General features: G+C 68.4%; 12 protein-coding genes. 5 read left to right on the top strand and 7 right to left on the bottom strand.

Features of this window, described 5'->3' with window-relative positions:
* Window positions 1-41: 41 nt before the first annotated feature.
* Together JHN63_RS18595 and JHN63_RS18590 are read right to left on the bottom strand one after the other, a co-directional pair.
* Window positions 42-830 (bottom strand): Tat pathway signal sequence domain protein, encoded by a 789-nt coding sequence (locus tag JHN63_RS18595; RefSeq protein WP_200682203.1) that lies wholly within the window; start codon window positions 828-830, stop codon window positions 42-44.
* A 4-nt stretch (window positions 831-834) separates the two neighbouring features.
* Complete coding sequence (locus JHN63_RS18590) at window positions 835-2010, bottom strand: glycoside hydrolase family 105 protein (protein ID WP_200682202.1); 1176 nt, start codon at window positions 2008-2010, stop codon at window positions 835-837.
* A gap of 556 nt (window positions 2011-2566) precedes the next feature.
* Here JHN63_RS18590 and JHN63_RS18585 point away from each other — a divergent pair.
* Together JHN63_RS18585 and JHN63_RS18580 are read left to right on the top strand one after the other, a co-directional pair.
* Window positions 2567-3403 carry an aldo/keto reductase gene (locus tag JHN63_RS18585; protein ID WP_200682201.1) on the top strand — a complete coding sequence of 279 codons (837 nt, stop codon included), beginning with the start codon at window positions 2567-2569 and terminating at the stop codon, window positions 3401-3403.
* A gap of 186 nt (window positions 3404-3589) precedes the next feature.
* Window positions 3590-4282 carry a glycoside hydrolase family 75 protein gene (locus JHN63_RS18580; RefSeq protein WP_200682200.1) on the top strand — a complete coding sequence of 231 codons (693 nt, stop codon included), beginning with the start codon at window positions 3590-3592 and terminating at the stop codon, window positions 4280-4282.
* 82 nt (window positions 4283-4364) lie between these two features.
* Here JHN63_RS18580 and JHN63_RS18575 read toward each other — a convergent pair whose 3' ends face one another.
* Entirely contained in the window at window positions 4365-5069 is a 705-nt protein-coding gene (locus JHN63_RS18575) for an SDR family oxidoreductase (RefSeq protein WP_200682199.1), read from the bottom strand.
* Window positions 5070-5170: 101 nt separating this feature from the next.
* A complete protein-coding gene (locus JHN63_RS18570; RefSeq protein ID WP_200682198.1) occupies window positions 5171-6100 on the bottom strand; it encodes a trans-aconitate 2-methyltransferase in 930 nt (309 codons plus the stop codon).
* Window positions 6101-6224: 124 nt separating this feature from the next.
* Between JHN63_RS18570 and JHN63_RS18565 the strand changes: the two genes are divergently transcribed.
* The gene (locus JHN63_RS18565) at window positions 6225-6995 is read left to right on the top strand and encodes a phytanoyl-CoA dioxygenase family protein (RefSeq protein WP_200682197.1); all 771 of its coding nucleotides are present in this window, start codon (window positions 6225-6227) and stop codon (window positions 6993-6995) included.
* 115 nt (window positions 6996-7110) lie between these two features.
* Here JHN63_RS18565 and JHN63_RS18560 read toward each other — a convergent pair whose 3' ends face one another.
* Both JHN63_RS18560 and JHN63_RS18555 read right to left on the bottom strand, forming a co-directional pair.
* Window positions 7111-8823 (bottom strand): glycoside hydrolase family 6 protein, encoded by a 1713-nt coding sequence (locus JHN63_RS18560; protein ID WP_200682196.1) that lies wholly within the window; start codon window positions 8821-8823, stop codon window positions 7111-7113.
* A 115-nt stretch (window positions 8824-8938) separates the two neighbouring features.
* Window positions 8939-10420 carry a cellulase family glycosylhydrolase gene (locus tag JHN63_RS18555; protein ID WP_200682195.1) on the bottom strand — a complete coding sequence of 494 codons (1482 nt, stop codon included), beginning with the start codon at window positions 10418-10420 and terminating at the stop codon, window positions 8939-8941.
* Between the two features lie 277 nt (window positions 10421-10697).
* Here JHN63_RS18555 and JHN63_RS18550 point away from each other — a divergent pair, with 277 nt between their 5' ends.
* Window positions 10698-13616 (top strand): glycoside hydrolase family 48 protein, encoded by a 2919-nt coding sequence (locus JHN63_RS18550; RefSeq protein WP_200682194.1) that lies wholly within the window; start codon window positions 10698-10700, stop codon window positions 13614-13616.
* A 243-nt stretch (window positions 13617-13859) separates the two neighbouring features.
* The gene (locus JHN63_RS18545; RefSeq protein WP_200682193.1) at window positions 13860-16520 is read left to right on the top strand and encodes a cellulose binding domain-containing protein; all 2661 of its coding nucleotides are present in this window, start codon (window positions 13860-13862) and stop codon (window positions 16518-16520) included.
* A gap of 48 nt (window positions 16521-16568) precedes the next feature.
* Here the strand turns inward: JHN63_RS18545 and JHN63_RS18540 are convergent.
* On the bottom strand, window positions 16569-18362 hold a 1794-nt coding region (locus tag JHN63_RS18540; RefSeq protein ID WP_200682192.1), incomplete at its 5' end, for a rhamnogalacturonan lyase.

Raw genomic sequence — 18362 nt, 5'->3', positions numbered from 1 at the left:
TTCATACGGGACTTCGTGGGGGGTTTCACGGAACGGGCTCCTCACACGAGTTGGTAGCCGCGGAGATCGGTGAGCAGGAGGTAGGTGTCCTGAAGAGACCCGGAGGTGTCTCCGAGGGAGCGGTAGATGCCCCACTTGGGGCGCACGCGGTCGGCGAGGAAGGTGTCGACGCCGGTCCGCGACTTGTCGATCACGGTCGTGGAGCCGGACTTGAGGATCCAGCGGACCGACCCGGCCGTGCCGTCGCCGACCTTGATCTGGAAGTCGACGTCGGTCCAGCGGTCGTGCAGCGGATCGAGGTCGGTGCGGCCGACCAGGACACCGGCGATCGGCAGGTTCAACTCGATGGTCTGCACGCCGTTCACGCGCCGCAGGGACTGCACGACGATCGGCGAGGTCCCGCTGCCGGGCTGCTTCATCTGCATGATGTGCGTGAAGGTCGTGGTCGCCTTCAGGGAGCTGGGGATGTACATCGAGTACGTGATCCGCCAGGTCTGCCCCTGGGTCCACTTGAGGTAGCTGCTGCCGCCGGTGCGCAGACCGGTGACCTCCTGGCGCTGCCGGTCGGTCGACGTGTCGCGGTCGACCGTATGCATGGTGAAGCGCCAGTTGTCACCGGTGGTGTAGATGTGCGGGTGCCCGGCCGGGTGCGAGTCGGCACGGTCGTCCTCGACGGTCTCGAAGGCGCCGAGGCCGTCGCCGGTCGCGGTCGGCGCCCACTTCTGCTGCCAGGAGGCCGCGTACGCGGGGGTGACGGCAGACAGGCCGACCGCCGCGCCGGCGGCTCCGCCGAGAGCGGCTCCGAGAACCGCCCTTCTGGACGCGCTCATGACACTAATCACCTCGCAGTTGTTCGTTCATGATCAGGAAGGCGCCCAGGCCGTGGAAGTCGTTCACGGCCCTGGTGCGGGCGGCGTAGTACGCGTAGTCGCCGACGTTCGTGCCGACGGAGATGTCGGCGAGGTCGGTGCGGCCGTCGGCGCCGACCGAGAGCTTGGCGAGGACGCCCTCGTAGCCGCGCCGGGCGACGTCGGCGAAGTGCCGGTCCAGGTAGCCCTGTTGGGCGCCGCGCGAGAGGGCGTAGGTGAACATGCTGGAGCAGGATGTCTCGGGCCAGTTGTCGCTGCGGGCGCCCTTGTCCACGACCTGGAACCAGCGGCCGGTCGCCGGGTCCTGGTACTTCTCCAGTCCGGCCGCCAACCGGCGGAAGACGGCGAGGAGTTGGGGCCGTCGCGGGTGGTCGGCGGGGAGTGCGTCGAGGACGTTCGTGATGGCCATCGCGTACCAGCCGACCGCCCGGCACCAGTGTTCCGGCGCGAGTCCGGTCGCCGGATCGGCCCAGCTCGCGGTGCGCGACTCGTCGTAGGCGTGCCTCAACAGGCCGTTCGCGACCTGGAGATGGCTGCCGTAGACGTACAGCTGCTTCGACGCCTCGTCGTTCGTGTACGCGCTGTCGCCGAACTCCTTGCCGTACTCGACGAGGAACGGGTTCACCATGTAGACGCCGTCCGCCCAGAGTTGATGGGCGCGGCTGCTGCTGTCGGCGTGCCAGAAGCCGCCGTCGCTCGTGCGCGGGTAGGTGTCGAGGCGGTCGCGGATCTTCTTGGCCGCCTTGCGGTAGCGGTCCTGGCCGGTCTCGTGGTGCAGGATCACCAGGAGGCGGCCGGCCTGCATGCTGTCGAGGCTGTTGAAGGACTGGTCGATCGAGCCGTCGCTCTTCACGAAACGGTCGACGTAGCTCTTGATGTAGGTCAGGTAGCGGGCGTCGTGGGTGCGCTCGTACGTGAGGTACTGGCCGTAGAGGTAGAGGCCGACCGGGTACGACCAGCCGCCGATGGTGCTGGGTGTGTAGCGGGCCGTCGTGGAGTCGACCACGGCCACGGACCAGTCGGGCGCGGCGGCCGGACGGCTCGTCGCCGCGGGCGTCTCGTGCGGCGGGGCCGCCGCGGTCAGGGTGGCGGTGGCGAGGGCTGCCGCGGTCAGGGCCGTTCGCAGACGTCGGCGTCTCATGTTCCTCCCTTTCGGGTGCGGTTGGGTCGGGTGGGCAGGACGGGTTCGGCGGGCTCGGGGCCGACGCACGGGATCGCCGCGCCGCCCCCTCCCCTATTGACCGACCGATCAGTCGGTCAGGGCGGAGAAACACCCACGCTCCCCAGCTGGTCGGTTCGCCATGCCGGCCCGTGGTCAACGAGGCCTTCACCACACCTTTTCATCCGATGTTTCATGCATACGATGTGCTGCCCACCGGATCCTCGGCAGCATCCCGCTCGTGTGCGCATACCTGGTCTCCTGCGGGGTGGGGGGTCTCAGAGCGCAGACAGGTGCGAGTGTTCACATGGGCGTATCGTGTTCACGGACACGTCCGACGGCGTGCTTCAGCGTTGCGGCATGACGGTCCGCGGTCAATGGTCCGGACCGAAAAAGGTCGGATGCATTTCTCGCCATTCTTCGGCTGACGGCACCGATCCGCCGGTGGGTCCGGCCGGATCTCGCGGTCAGGAATGCGGCACGGTCCGTGATCGTTGACGATGTGAGTACCAACCGACGACTGAAGGATCGAGAGCTCGTGAGCAGCAAGGTCCCCCCGATCATCCTCAACAACGGTGTCGAGATGCCCCAGCTGGGCTTCGGCGTCTGGCAGGTGCCGGACGACGAGGCGGAGCGGGCGGTGGCCACCGCGCTCGAGGCCGGGTACCGCAGCATCGACACCGCTGCGATCTACGGCAACGAAGAGGGCACCGGAAAGGCCATCGCAGCATCCGGCGTACCGCGCGAGGACCTCTTCGTCACCACCAAGCTCTGGAACGCCGACCAGGGGTACGACGCCACCCTGCGCGCGTTCGACGTGTCGCTGGAGAAGCTCGGCCTGGAGTACCTGGATCTGTATCTGATCCACTGGCCCACCCCGGCCCGGGACAAGTACGTCGACAGCTACAAGGCGTTCGAGAAGCTGCACGCGGACGGCCGCGTGCGGGCCATCGGCGTCTCCAACTTCGAGCCCGACCATCTGGCCCGGCTGATCGCGGAGACCTCGGTCATCCCGGCCGTCGACCAGATCGAACTGCACCCGCAGCTCCAGCAGCGGGCAGGGCGCGAGTACCAGGCGGAGCAGGGCATCGCGACCGAGGCCTGGTCGCCGCTCGGCTCGGGCAAGGGCCTCCTGGAGGTCCCGGCGATCGTCGCCATCGCCCAGAAGCACGGCCGCACCCCGGCCCAGGTGGTGCTGCGCTGGCACATCCAGCTCGGCAACGTGGTGATCCCCAAGTCCGTGACGCCGTCGCGGATCAAGGAGAACATCGAGGTCTTCGACTTCAGCCTGGACACCGAGGACCTCGCGGCGATCAGCGCGCTGAACGAGGACCGCCGGCTGGGTCCCGACCCGTCGACGTTCAACGCGGCCTGAAACCAAGGCACTTGGCCTGAACCCCAGGTGGTGCGGGCGCCCCGGAGCTGCATGGCTCCGGGGCGCTTCGTTTTTCCGTACCCGTGACCCACTTGGTTCGTACCAGGGTCTTGACGCGGGCATGCGGACGGGGCACCTTGTTGCGCACCCGGTAAGGAAACTTTCCTAACAGAAGGGTCCCCCACAGTGCGCATGCGAACACTGACCCTCGCCGCGGCCTCAGGTGCCGCCCTCCTCGCCGCCGGAGTACTCCCCGCGAGTGCCTCCGGCGCCACCCCCAAGTCGGCTCAGGAGGGCACGGTCAGCGCGGCCGACCTGCTCTCCAAGGTGACGTCCTGCTCGCAGATATCGAACGGCAAGTACCGCACCGACGACGAGACTTCGGCCACCATTCCGGTCTGCGGCAAGAACGGTGCCGTGTTCTGGAAGGCCGACATGGACATCGACTGCGACGGCCAGCGCACCTCGAAGTGCAACGAGAACGCCGACCCCTGGTACCAGGACGACACGGCGTTCCACCAGTCCAACGGCCAGCCCCTGAAGGCGGATTCACTCCCGTACATCGTGGTACCCAGCTCCAGCAGCATCTGGAAGTACTCCAGCTACGGCATCAAGGGCGGCGGTGTGGTCGCCGTGATCTACAACAACAAGGTCGAGTACGCGGTCGTCGGCGACACCGGCCCCACCAACATCATCGGCGAGGCCTCCTACGCCACCGCCAAGGCCCTCGGCATCGACCCCGACCCGGCGACCGGCGGCGCCGACTCCGGCGTGACATACATCCTGTTCAAGAACTCGACGGTCTCCCCCATCGAGAGCCACAGCGCGGCGGTCTCGCTGGGCGACACGCTCGCGAAGCAGTTCCTGCAGAACAACTGACCGCAAACGAGAAGGAGTTGGCCCGTTGTCGCGAGCGGTCGCGACAACGGGCCTTCCCCGTGGGCGAGTTGGGTCGGGTACGTCAGTTGGGCTGCCCGATCGGTCGTACGACGACGGTGTTGATGTCGACGCCGGCGGGCTGCCGGATCGACCACAGGATCGTGTCGGCGATCTGGTCGGCGGTGAGCAGATGGCCGGGCGGCAGGCTGCCGTTGCCGTCCCAGAACGGGGTCTCCACCCGGCCCGGGGCGACCAGGGTCACCCCGATGCCGAACTCCGTGACCTGGCGCCGGGTGTTCTCGGCGAGACCGGTCATCGCCCACTTGGTGGCGCCGTAGATGTTGCCCGGCGTGTGCACGAACCCGGCGACGCTGCCGATCAGCACGATCCGGCCGTGCGTCTGCTTCAGCGCGTCGACGGACGCCCGGATGAGCAGGGCCGGACCGAGGACGTTGGTCAGCACCATCTCGGTCCACCCCTCCGGGTCACCGTCGGCGACCGCGTCGTGGGTGGCGACCCCGGCGTTGGCGACGACCGCGTCCAGCCGCCCGAACCGTTTCAACGTCGTCTCCACGGCGGCCTGCACCTCGACGTACTCCGCGGCACTCCCGGGGATCGTCAACAGGCCCTCGGGGTGGCCCAGTTGGGCGGAGAAGGCGTACAGCCGCTGCTCGCTGCGGCCGGTGACGGCCACCCGGCCCCCGGCGCTGAGGAGTTGGCGGGCGACGGCGGCGCCGATTCCGCTGCCGCCGCCGGTTATGAGCGCGACGTGAGAGTTGTCGTTCATGATGATGGTGCCCCCGTGGGTCGGTGAACTCCGCACATTTGGAGGTGCAGTTCATCATCTTGAGCACTCTCGAAGTCAAGCCGCCGAGATCACAGGCCCTTTCAGCTCGTCCGCACCGCCGTGTGCACGGTGTGCGCGGCGAGCACGAACACATCGGCGCGCCGGTGCACACTCGCCGCGTCCTCGGGGTCGACGAGCCGGTCCAGGGCGGCCCGGTCCTCGGCGTCCAGGGCCTCGCCGTAGACGTCCCGGACGCGGGTCAGCCAGGTCGCGACATACGCGCGGACACGGTCCGGGGCCGGGGCGGGCAGGTCGAGGAGGAAGCTGCGGCTGCCGGTGTGCTTGAGGCCTGCGGAGGCCAGGAGGGCGGGCCAGTCCTCGGTCTCGGTGACGGCGCCGGGCAGGTCGGCACGCATCTGCGCGAACCACTCGGCCTCGATCGCGTCGATCCGCGCCTCCAGGCCCGGGCGGCCGATGCGGAAGTCGCGCGGCAGGAACCGCGAGGGCAGGCCGCCCTCCATGATGGCGAGGGTGCCGCCGGGCGCGAGCCGCTGCGCGAACGCGGCGAGACCGGCACGCTGGTCACCGAGGTGGTGCAGGCTGCGACTGGCCCACATGAGGTCGGCCGGGTACTCCAACTCGGCCAGCACCTCGGGCAGTTCACCGGCGAGCGTGCCGAACCGGTCACCGAAGCCCTGCCGTTCGGCGCGGGCACGGGCCCGCTCCAGGAGGGGTTCGGAGAAGTCCACCGCGACGACCCGGGCACCGGGGAACGTCTCCGCGAACAGACACGCGACCACACCGGGTCCACTGCCCACGTCGACGATCAGCCCCGGATCGGTCCGCTCCTTCGCGAGCCACGCCATCGCCCGCTCGTACAGCGGCGCGAACAACTCCGCCTGGGTCTCCAGCAGGGGGCCCATGACCGCCCAGTCGATGTCGGTGTGGTCGTGGTGACGGGTCTGCTTCTCGTCGTAATGGGCGTGCTTGTCGTCGTGGTGGGCGTGCTTCTCGTCGTGCTCGTGCGCCATGGTGGTCAGCCTCTCGTCCGCGTGCCGCCAGCCTGCGCCGACGCACCGTCCGGCGGCCACTCACCTTGCCGAAGCGGCAAAAAATGAGGTGCGTCGGAGGGCGTCCGTCGCCGACCATGCCCGCATGGACGACGCGATGGTGGAACGCTTTCTCGAAGACGGGTTCGTGAAGATCGAGGGCGCCTTCCCGCCACGCGTCGCCGCGGACTGCGCGCGACTGCTGTGGCGGGAGACGGGCTACGACGCGGAGGACCCCGGCACCTGGAAGGATCCCGTGGTGTGGGTACCGGGCATGGGGCAGGGCCCGTTCGCCGCGGCCGCCAACTCCCCCGCCCTGCACGACGCGTTCGACCTCCTGGTCGGCGAAGGACGCTGGGCGACGCGCTACGGCCTGGGCGCCTTCCCGCTCCGCTTCCCGCACGAAGACGAACCCGACGACGCCGGCTGGCACATCGACGGGAGCTACACCCCCGAGGGCGAGACCTGGCCGTACGCCAATCTGCGGTCGCGGGACCGGGCGCTGCTGATGCTGTTCCTGTTCACCGAGGTGACCGAGGACAACGCCCCGACCCGTATCCGCGTCGGCTCGCACCTCGACGTACCGCCGCTCCTGGAGCCGTACGGCGAGGCGGGGGTGTCCTTCATGGCGATCGCCCCTCGGCTGGTCGAGGCCACCGCCCACCGCCCGCTCGCGTACGCCACCGGCCGCCCCGGTGACGTGTACCTGTGCCACCCCTTCCTGGTCCACGCGGCCCAGCCGAACCACGGCACCGCCCCGCGCTTCCTGGCACAACCTCCACTGGACCCGGCGGTCCCCTTCGAGCTGGACCGCCCCGACGGCGACTACTCGGCGGTGGAGTTCTCGATCCGCCGGGGTCTGGCCGGCGAGGGCTGACCCCCACGCCCCAAAGGGACGGGGCGCGGGGGCGGGGGGCTGAGAGGTGTATGCCATGTGCGGTGCAGTATCCGATTACTGTCGGCGCTTTCTGTAGACGCCCTCTGTATCCGATCTACAGGGGCGGGTACGCGTTCGCCATCAGCTGCTGGAACTGTGCCGAGAACCAGTGCCCGGACAGCGGAGCGTTCGGCAGCGCGCCCGACATGTTGTTGCCGTTGCGGGCGTTGCCCGTGTACGTCGGGTCGCACATGCGGTCGAAGCCCTTGCCCTCGTCGTTGGCGATGGCGGTGCTGGAGCCGTCGGACTCACCCGGCGGCTTCATCCACACATAGGCGTCGATCCCGGTCGCGGGGGCGGCCTGCGGGCGCTCGCCGAGGCCGGCACCGGACTGGTTGCACCAGTTGCCGACCTGGATCCGGCGGTCGTAGCGGCCACCGTCGACGTACGTGTCCACACTGGTCGTCGCACCCGGACCGGTGGGCCGGGCCGAGCCGCCCCAGCCGTTCCTCGACGTGTCGATCAGCATGCCGATACCGGAGTTGAAGCCCACGGACACCAACTGGTTGCGGAACGCCTGGGCGTACGACAGCTCGTCCACGTAGCGGTTCCAGTCGACCCACTTGGACTGGCGCACGGAGACACCGTTGACGCTGTCGTTGATCGTGAAGTTGTTCTCCTTCAGGGCGCTGTAGTTGGCGGTGTTGGTGATGAAGCCGGCCACGTCGTTGACGGTCGCGCCCTCGGCGTTGGCGGCCTGGTAGAAGAGGTTCGCGGAGGGGGCGAAGTTGTCGTCCCAGCCGAGCCAGCCGTGGTGTCCGGCGTCGATGTAGTTGTAGACGTTGGGGATCGCGCCGAGCTTGTTCAGCGCGTAGCCGACGCCCTTCACGTAGTTGCCGTTGGCGAGCATCGTGTCGCACTGCGGGGTGGCGGTGGCCTTGCTGCCGGTGTTGGTCACGAGGTTGGGCAGCGAGTCGATCTCGATCGTGGTGACGATCCGCAGCGAGCTGTACTTGGTGTCGGCGAGGATCGCGGCGATCGGGTCGATGAACTCGGTCTCGTAGCGGCCGATTTCGGTCGGGCCGAGCTCTCCGTTCGAGGCGAGGGCCGCGCAGTCGCGTCCGGGCAGGTCGTAGACGACGAGTTGGACGACCTCTTGGCCGGTGCCCTTCTGGGCGAGCGCCGCGTCGAGGTGGGCGCGCAGGCCCATCCCGCCGTTGACACCGTTGATGGCGGCGATGCGGTCGAGCCAGACTCCGGTGGGCTGGCTGGAGATCCGGCTGCCACCGGTCTCGGCGGCGGCCTTCGCGGACCACTCCGGGTTCACGTACACCTTGGCGCCCGCGTACGGGTTGTCGACCCGGGTGCCGGGATCGGTGCCGCCACCGCCTCCCCCGCCGCTGCCGTCGTCGACGTTGCAGGTCACGCCGTCGAGGGTGAAGGTGGTGGGGAGCGCGTTGGTGCCGCTGTAGGAGGCGTTGAAGCCGAAGCTCACCGAACTCCCGGTCGCCAGGCTCCCGTTGTAGGTCTCGTTGGCCGCCGTGACGGCGGTCCCGCTCTGGCTGATCTTCGCGTTCCAGCCGCTGGTGACCTTCTGATTGCCGGCGTACGACCACTTCACGGCCCAACTCGACTTGGCGGCCGAGTTGTTGGTGACCGTGACGGCGGCGGTGAAGCCGGTGTCCCACTGGTTCTGCACCTTGTAGTCGACGCTGCAGGGGATCGCGGCGATGCCGACGTCCGCCGAGGGGGCGGCGGCGACCGCCGTCCCCGAGGCCCCGGCGACGAGCACCAAGGCAGCGAGCAACGCTGTTCTGGTACGGCTCATGAGTGCGGGTTTCCTTGTCTGGTAAGGAAGTTGGATGCGGGTGCTGCGGTGTGCGCTGTTCGATGTGTGCCGTTGAAGTGCGCTGTTGATGTGCGCTGTCGGTGTGCGGGGGCGCCTATCCGTTGAGGGCGCGCAGATGGTCGCGCAGCCCGATGCCGTACGCCGTGGGCGTACCGGCGTAGTCGGAGATCAGGGACGGACCGGCGGAACAGTCCCAGGTGTTCCAGGTCCAGCCGAGATACGAGAGCCCGCGGTCGTCGAACCACTTCATGACCTGGTCGACGAAGGCGTGCGAGCAGGTGTTCTCGCCGATCTCCCCTGCCACCAGCGGTACTTGGGCCGCGACGGGGGCGAGTGTGGAGTTCCAGCAGCTCTCGCTCGCGCAGGTGTTGAAGTTGTACACGTGGTACGCGGCGACGAGATTGCCGGTCGGATCGGTCGGCTTGTAGGCCAGCCACTGGCTCAGGTCGTTCGAGTACGCGAGCCCGCCGGCCATGATCACGTTCGTGGCTCCGGTCGACCGTACGGCGTCGACGAGATCTTGCATACCGGCGACTTCATACCCGATGCCGGGGCAGGTGCCGCCGTCCCGCCAGCACTGCCAGGCCTGCGTGGTCGTGGAGGTGGCGCGGTCCGGATACGGCTCGTTGAACAGGTCGAACGCGACGGCCTGGTCGCCCTTGAAGGTGCTGGCGACCGAGGACCAGAACGACGGGGTGTACTGCGCGTCCGGCATCGGCTTCTGGCAGGTGGCGTGCACGTCGGAGCAGCCCGCCGAGTTGCCGGTGTACTGGCCGTAGGTCCAGTGCAGTTCGACGATCGGGGTCATGCCGTGCGCCTCGACCTTCGCCACCAGGTCCTTGACGGCGGCGATGTAGTTGGCGCCCGCGTACTCGGGCTTGATGTTCGAAAGGCCCAGCCAGCACTCCTCGTTGAGCGGAATGCGGACCACGTTCGCCTTCCAGTCGGCGATCGCCGCGACGGCCGCGTCGTCCGCCGGGCCGTCCCAAATGCCGTAGCCCTGCACGCACATGAACTCGCCGCCGGAGCGATTGACGCCGAGCAGGCGGCGGTTGGTGCCGCCGGCGTCCACCAGCTTGTTCCCGGAGACGTGCAGTGCGGGCGCGGTGCCGCTGGGCGGCGGTGAGGTCGGAGGCGGCGACGTGGGTGGTGTCGGCTCCGAATCGACGTTGCAGGTCGTGCCGTTGAGCTTGAACGCGGACGGTACGGCGTTGCTCCCGGACCAGTTGGCGAGGAAGCCGGCGCCGACGCTCGCGCCGGTGCCGAGCGAGCCGTTCCAGCTCTCGTTGGTGGCGGTGACCGTCGTGGCGGACTGGGACCACTTGGCGTTCCAGCCCTGGGTGACCTTCTGGCCGCCGGTGAACTCGAAGCTCAGGCTCCAACTGCTCACCGGTGCCATGTTGTTGGTGATCTGCACTGCACCTTGGAATCCGGTGTCCCACTGGCTGGTGACCGAGTAGGTCACCGTGCACGCGGGAGTGGCACCGGACGCCGTGACCACCGGAACGACCATCGCCCCGACAAGGGCGGTCGCGCCGGCCACGGCTAAAAGCATTGAACGCGGGGGGTGTCGCATGAGCGACTCCTTGCAGCTCGGGCGCGTCGCAAGGACGCGTCGACTGACGGAATCGCTCCCACTGGTGTCCAGGAAGGTAGCGCCAAGTGACGGTAAAGGACAGGGGAGTCACAGACTTTCGCTGACTTTCCCTCAACCCACGGCTGTCGAATCTTTTCGACTGCGTAAGCACCTTGACGGCTCTCACCCCCGTCCCCACGATGGGAGCGCTCCCACTGGTTCAAGGCTTGTTGCTGCTCCGCCCCCACCCCTCCGAGCCGCAAGGAGGAACCAGCACATGCACCCCAGAAGGAGACGCCGTTTGACGCGGCGACTGTGGACCGCTGTCGTGGCGGCCTTCGCGCTTCCCGTCTCGATGCTCGCGACGGGCACAACTCCCGCTCAGGCGGCGACAGTTCAGTGCAGCGTGGACTACAAGACCAATGACTGGGGCTCCGGCTTCACCGCGGATCTGATCCTCACCAACCGGGGTACGGACGCGATCAACGGCTGGACCCTGACCTACGCCTACACGGGCAACCAGAAGCTCAGCAACGGCTGGAACGGCACCTGGTCCCAGTCCGGCAGCGCCGTCACGGTGACGAACGCGTCGTACAACGGCACGATCGCCGCGGGCGCCGCCGTCTCCACCGGCGCGCAGTTCAGCTACAGCGGGACCAACACCGCGCCCACCTCGTTCGCGATCAACGGCACGACCTGCGTCGGCGCGCATCAGCCGCCGATCACCGTGCTGACCAGCCCGAGCGCGGGCGCGATCTACACACAGGGGGCCGCGGTCCCGCTCGCGGCGACCGCGGCGGCGGCCGACAACGCGACGATCAGCAAGGTCGAGTTCTACGACGACACCACGCTGCTCGGCACGGACACGAGCTCGCCGTACTCGCTCTCGGCTTCCAGTTTGTCCGTGGGCAGTCATTCGCTGGTCGCGAAGGCGTACGACAGCCTGGGCGCGTCCGGTGCGTCCACGCCGGTCGGCATCACGGTCGCATCGGGACCGGCGATCGTGGCCTCGCCCACCCAACTGGGCGTCCAGCAGGGGAAGTCGGGCACGTACGCGGTGTCGCTGTCCTCGCAGCCGTCGTCGAACGTGACCGTGACGACAGCTCGCGCGAGCGGCAACACGGGGTTGTCGGTCACCGGCGGCGCGTCGCTCACCTTCACGCCGTCGAGCTGGAACACCGCGCAGACGGTGACCCTCACCGCCGACGCGACCGGTACCGGTTCGGCGTCCTTCGATTCGACGGCGACGGGGTTCACCAAGGCGACGGTCACGGTGACGGAGCTGGCGGCGGCGAACGCGTACGACGCCCGCTTCCTGGACCTCTACGGGAAGATCACCAACCCCGCGAACGGCTACTTCTCGCCCCAGGGCATCCCCTACCACTCGGTGGAGACCCTGATCGTCGAAGCGCCGGACCAGGGGCACGAGACGACGTCGGAGGCGTACAGCTATCTGCTGTGGCTGCAGGCGATGTACGGCAAGGTGACGGGCGACTGGTCGAAGTTCAACGGCGCCTGGGCCCTCATGGAGAAGTACATGATCCCGACCCACGCCGACCAGCCGACCAACTCCTTCTACAACGCTTCGAAGCCGGCGACGTACGCGCCCGAACTGGACACCCCGAACGAGTATCCGGCGAAGCTCGACACCTCGGTGCCGGTGGGATCGGATCCGATCGCCGGTGAACTGAAGACCGCATACGGGACGGACGACGTCTACGGTATGCACTGGCTGGAGGATGTCGACAACACCTACGGCTACGGCGACACGCCGGGCGGCGGGTGCGAGGCGGGGCCGACGGCGAGCGGGCCGTCGTACATCAACACCTTCCAGCGCGGAGCGCAGGAGTCGGTGTGGGAGACGGTGCCGCAGCCGACCTGTGACGCCTTCAAGTACGGCGGAACGAACGGGTACCTGGACCTCTTCACCGGTGACTCCTCGTACGCCAAGCAGTGGAAGTACACCGATGCTCCGGACGCCGACGCGCGGGCCGTGCAGGCCGCGTACTGGGCCGACGTGTGGGCCAAGGAGCAGGGCAAGGGCGGTGACGTCTCGGCGACCGTCGGCAAGGCGGCCAAGATGGGCGACTATCTGCGGTATGCCATGTACGACAAGTACTTCAAGAAAATCGGCAACTGCGTCGGACCGTCCACCTGCCCGGCCGGGACCGGCAAGGACGCCTCGGACTATCTGCTGTCCTGGTACTACGCGTGGGGCGGCGCCAACGACACCAGCGCGGGCTGGGCGTGGCGCATCGGGTCCAGCCATGTGCACGGCGGCTATCAAAACCCCTTGGCCGCCTACGCGTTGAGCTCGTACGCCGACCTGAAGCCCAAGTCCACGACGGGCGCGGCGGATTGGGGCACCTCGCTGTCCCGGCAGTTGGAGTTCTACCGGTGGCTGCAGTCGAGCGAGGGTGCCATCGCCGGTGGGGCGACCAACAGTTGGCAGGGGCGGTACGCGAGCCCGCCGGCCGGGACGTCGACGTTCTACGGCATGTACTACGACCAGCAGCCCGTCTATCACGACCCGCCGTCCAACCAGTGGTTCGGCTTCCAGGCGTGGTCGATGGAGCGGGTCGCCGAGTACTACCAGCAGACGGGGAACGCGAGTGCGAAGGCAGTTCTCGACAAGTGGGTGGCGTGGGCGCTGTCCAAGACCACGGTCAATCCGGACGGCACCTATCTGATCCCCTCCACGTTGCAGTGGTCGGGGCAGCCCGACACCTGGAACGCGTCAAGTCCCGGTGCGAACACGGGACTTCATGTCACCGTCGCCGACTACACCAATGACGTGGGTGTGGCGGCCGCATATGCCAAGACGCTGACGTACTACGCCGCCAAGTCCGGTTCCGCCGCCGCGAAGACGACGGCGAAGGCTCTGCTCGACGGTATGTGGGACCACTACCAGGACAGTCTGGGCATCGCCGTTCCGGAGACCCGCGCGGACTACAACCGCTTCGACGACAGCGTGTATGTGCCGAGCGGGTGGACCGGGACGATGCCGAACGGGGACGCGGTCAACTCCGCTTCCACGTTCGCCTCGTTGCGGTCCTTCTACAAGAACGATCCGGCGTGGTCGAAGATCCAGAGCTATCTGGCGGGCGGGGCCGCGCCTGTCTTCACGTATCACCGGTTCTGGGCCCAGGCGGACATCGCCTTGGCCATGGGGTCGTACGCGGAGCTTCTCGAATAGCCCCCGCGAGGCGCTCCGTGGGTTGGGCGGATTTCTGACTGCCGGTCCGTTGTGGCTGGTCGCGCAGTTCCCCGCGCCCCTGAAGGGGCGCTGCGGCCGCCCGAGTTCCCACGGAACCGCTTCGAAGCTCCGCGTGCGTGGCTCCGTCACCTGACGGCGGGGCCTACCCGCCGGGCGGCCCCCACCCGCACTGGGGGTCGCCCGGCACTCGTGCCTTGCTCCTCCCTCGGAGAGGAACCCACTGTGCGAAGAACCCGAATTCTCCTGGCCGTTCTGGCACTCGCGGCCGGCTTGCTTGCGGGCGCACCGTCCGCTCTCGCCGCCGACACCCCAAGCGTCGCTCTCGCGGCCGACACCTACACCTGGCACAACGCCCGGATCGACGGCGGCGGGTTCGTGCCCGGCATCGTCTTCAACCGGAAGGAGAAGAACCTCGCCTACGCCCGGACCGACATCGGCGGTGCCTACCGGTGGCAAGAGGCGACGAAGACCTGGACGCCGTTGCTGGACTCGGTCGGGTGGGACGACTGGGGGCACACCGGGGTGGTGAGTCTCGCGTCCGACCCGGTCGATCCGAACAAGGTGTACGCGGCCGTCGGTACGTATACGAACAGTTGGGATCCCACGAACGGGGCCGTGCTCAGGTCCGGTGACCGGGGCGCGAGTTGGCAGAAGACCGATCTGCCGTTCAAGCTCGGCGGGAACATGCCGGGGCGCGGCATGGGCGAGCGGCTGGCCGTCGATCCGAACAAGGACAGCGTGCTGTATCTGGGCGCGCCCAGCGGCAAGGGGCTGTGGCGGTCCACGGACTCCGGGGTCACCTGGTCGCAGGTGACGAACTTCCCCAACGTCGGCAATTACGTGCAGGATCCGACCGACACGAGCGGCTACGCCAACGACAACCAGGGCATCGTGTGGGTCACCTTCGACGAGTCGACGGGAACGTCCGGCAGCGCGACGAAGACGATCTATGTCGGTGTCGCCGACCAGGCCAACGCCGTGTACCGGTCGACGGACGCGGGCGCGACCTGGAGCCGGGTGGCCGGGCAGCCCACCGGGTATCTGGCGCACAAGGGTGTACTGGATGCGGTCAACGGTTATCTGTACATCGCATACAGCGACAAGGGTGGGCCGTACGACGGCGGCAAGGGGCAGGTGTGGCGGTACGCGACCGCGACCGGCGCATGGACGAACATCAGCCCGGTCGCGGAGGCCGACACCTACTACGGCTTCAGCGGGCTGACCGTCGACCGGCAGCATCCCGGGACCGTGATGGCGACGGCGTACAGCTCCTGGTGGCCGGACACGCAGATCTTCCGCTCCACGGACAGCGGCGGCACCTGGACGAAGGCCTGGGACTACACGTCGTATCCCAACCGGTCGAACCGCTACACGATCGACGTGTCCTCCTCCCCCTGGTTGACCTTCGGGGCGAATCCGTCGCCGCCCGAACAGGCCCCGAAACTCGGCTGGATGACCGAGTCGCTGGAGATCGACCCGTTCGACTCGAACCGCATGATGTACGGGACGGGCGCGACGCTCTACGGCACGGAGAACCTGACCAACTGGGACAGCGGCGGCCAGTTCACCGTGAAGCCGATGGTGCAGGGGCTGGAGGAGACGGCCGTCAACGACCTCGCCGCTCCCCCGTCCGGCGGGGCCCAACTCCTCAGCGCGCTCGGCGACATCGGCGGGTTCCGGCACACGGATCCGACCAAGGTCCCGTCGATGATGTTCACTTCGCCGAACTTCACGACGACCACGAGCCTCGACTTCGCGGAGACCAACCCCAACACCGTGGTGCGGGTGGGCAATGTGGACTCGGGTGCGCACATCGCGTTCTCGACGGACAACGGCGCCAACTGGTTCGCGGGGACGGATCCTTCGGGCGTGAGCGGTGGCGGGACGGTGGCCGCGGCGGCGGACGGGAGCCGGTTCGTGTGGAGTCCGGCGGGCGCCGGGGTGCAGTACACGGCCGGATTCGGTTCGTCGTGGTCGGCGTCGAGCGGTATCCCGGCAGGTGCGATCGTCGAGTCGGACCGGGTCGACGCGAAAACCTTCTACGGCTTCAAGTCGGGGAAGTTCTACGTCAGTTCGGACGGCGGAGCGACCTTCACGGCCTCGGCGGCGACCGGACTGCCCAGCGGTGACAGCGTGCGCTTCAAGGCGCTGCCCGGCGCGAAGGGGGACGTCTGGCTGGCGGGCGGGGCGAGCGACGGGGCGTACGGGCTGTGGCACTCCACGGACGGCGGCGCCGGCTTCACCAGGCTCGCGAACGTCGACCAGGCCGACACGATCGGCTTCGGGAAGGCGGCGACCGGTGCCTCGTACCAGACGCTCTACACCAGCGCGAAGATCGGCGGCGTACGCGGCATCTTCCGCTCGACCGACAAGGGCGCGAGCTGGACACGGATCAACGACGGTGCACACCAGTGGGGTTGGACCGGTGCGGCGATCACCGGGGACCCGCGGGTGTACGGCCGGGTGTATGTGTCGACGAACGGGCGCGGGGTCGTCTACGGCGACTCGTCCGACGCCGGTGACGGAGGGGGCGGAGGCGGGACCGATCCGACGCCGCCCACGGGTGCCTGCACGGTGACGTACAAGATCACGAACCAGTGGACCGGCGGCTTCCAGGCCGACGTGCAGGTGACGAACACCGGGTCGACCGCCTGGAACGGCTGGGTACTTGGCTGGTCCTTCGCCGACGGGCAGCAGATCGGGCAGTTGTGGAACGCCGACTGGGCCCAGTCGGGCGCGGCGGCGACGGCGAGGAACGTGAGCTGGAACGGGACGGTGGCGGCGGGATCGTCGGTGAGGTTCGGGTTCACGGGGAGCTGGTCGGGGGTGAACACGAAACCGGCGTCGTTCAAGGTGGGTGACCAGGTCTGCGCGGTCTCCTGAGCCGAGAGGGCGGCTGCGCGCACGCACGGGGGCGCGCAGCCGCCTGTCTCATGGTGTGTAGACAGTCGGCCGTGGTGCAGATGGCATACCGTCGCCGATGTAGAAGCTCGGGTGGGGCGGTTGGTTGTATGCGGTGTTCTGCCAGGCCAGGGCCGTGCGGTACTGGGTGTCGTGGAGCAGGGTCGTGATCCTGGTCGTCGTCTCGTACGGGGTCGAGTAGATCCGTAGCGCCGTGTTGTCCGTGGTGGGCCAGACGGCCTCCTCGCGCCAGTCGCCGAGGATGTCGCCGGACAGGGTCGGGGTCGCCTTGGTGCTGTTTTTGGAGTGGACGCCGGAGGCGGTCAGGAGGCGGGTGTCGGCGGTCGTGCCGTACTTGTCGATGTGGGTGGCGTCGAGGAGTTCGCGCACCGGGTCGCCGTCCCACCAGGACAGGAAGTTGGTGCTGGAGGGCTTGCGGCTGGACACCATCGTGCCCTTGGGGTCGCGGACGCCGCTCTCCGACGCGGACCAGGACTCGGCGCCGGCGCTGCCCGCCCAGATGTCACCGGAGACACCCCGGCCGTTGTCGCCGTTGGCCGGTGTGGACCAGATGATCGCGCCGGTCCTCGCGTCCGCCATCCACGAGGACGGTTTCGAGGAGTCCTCGTCGACCTTGAACTCCTCCAGGCCCGGGCGGGAGGGGTCCAGGTCGCCCACGTGCAGGGCGTCGCCGTGGCCGTTCTTGGTGGTCCACAGCCCGGAGCCGTTGTCGTCGACGGCCATCGAGCCGTAGACGATCTCGTCCTTGCCGTCCCCGTCGACGTCGGCGATCGCCAACTGGTGGTTGCCCTGGGCGTCGTAGCCCTTGCCGGTGTTGGTGGAGGAGTTGGTGTCGAAGGTCCAGCGGCGGGTGAAGGCGCCGCCGCGCCAGTCCCAGGCGGCGATGACCGTGCGCGTGTAGTAGCCGCGGGCCATGATCAGGGAGGGGCGGGAGCCGTCCAAGTAGGCGGTGCCGGCGAGGAATCGGTCGACGCGGTTTCCGTACGAGTCGCCCCAGGAGGAGACCGTGCCGCGTGCGGGGACGTAGTCGACGGTGCCCATCGCCTCGCCGGTCTGCCCGTTGAACATGGTCAGGTACTCGGGTCCGGACAGGACGTAGCCGCTCGCATTGCGGTAGTCCGCCGCCGAGTTGCCGATGACCGTGCCGGTTCCGTCGACCGTGGCGTCGGCCGTCTTCATGGCGACCTCGGCCTTGCCGTCGCCGTCGTAGTCGTAGACCTGGAACTGGGTGTAGTGCGCGCCGGAGCGGATGTTGCGGCCCAGGTCGATGCGCCACAGGCGGGTGCCGTCGAGGGTGATCCCGTCGAGGATCGTGTCGCCGGTGTAGCCGGACTGGGAGTTGTCCTTGGCGTTCGTGGGCTGCCACTTGAGGACGAAGTCGAGCCGGCCGTCGCCGTCGAGGTCGCCCACGGAGGCGTCGTTGGCCTCGTAGGTGTAGGCGACGCCGTCAGGGGTCGTGCCGCCGGCGGGCGGGGTGATCGGGACGTCCTTGTAGCCGGTGCGGAACTGGATCGCGTGGACGGAGTCGGCCTGCTCGACGCCGCCGACGATCGCGCGGACCGTGTAGTCGGCCTGGGCGGGCGCGCCGGCGTGGAAGTAGTTCGTGGAGCCGGTGATCGGGGACGGGTTGACCTTCGTACCGGCGCGGTAGACGTTGAAGGAGACGTCGTCGGGGTCGGTGCCGAGCCAGCGCCAACTCACCAGGTTTCCGGTGTCCGTGTGGACGCTGACGACGCCCCGGTCGAGGGCCTCGACCTGGCGGGCGGTGGCGGCCTCGGCGGTCCCGCCGGTGATGAGTCCGGC

Origin of the sequence: Streptomyces sp. MBT65, from assembly GCF_016612545.1 — a bacterium.
Classification (GTDB): Bacteria; Actinomycetota; Actinomycetes; order Streptomycetales; family Streptomycetaceae; genus Streptomyces.
The sequence above is the reverse complement of the archived record's forward strand: the minus strand, read 5'-3'. Positions and strand labels throughout refer to the sequence as shown.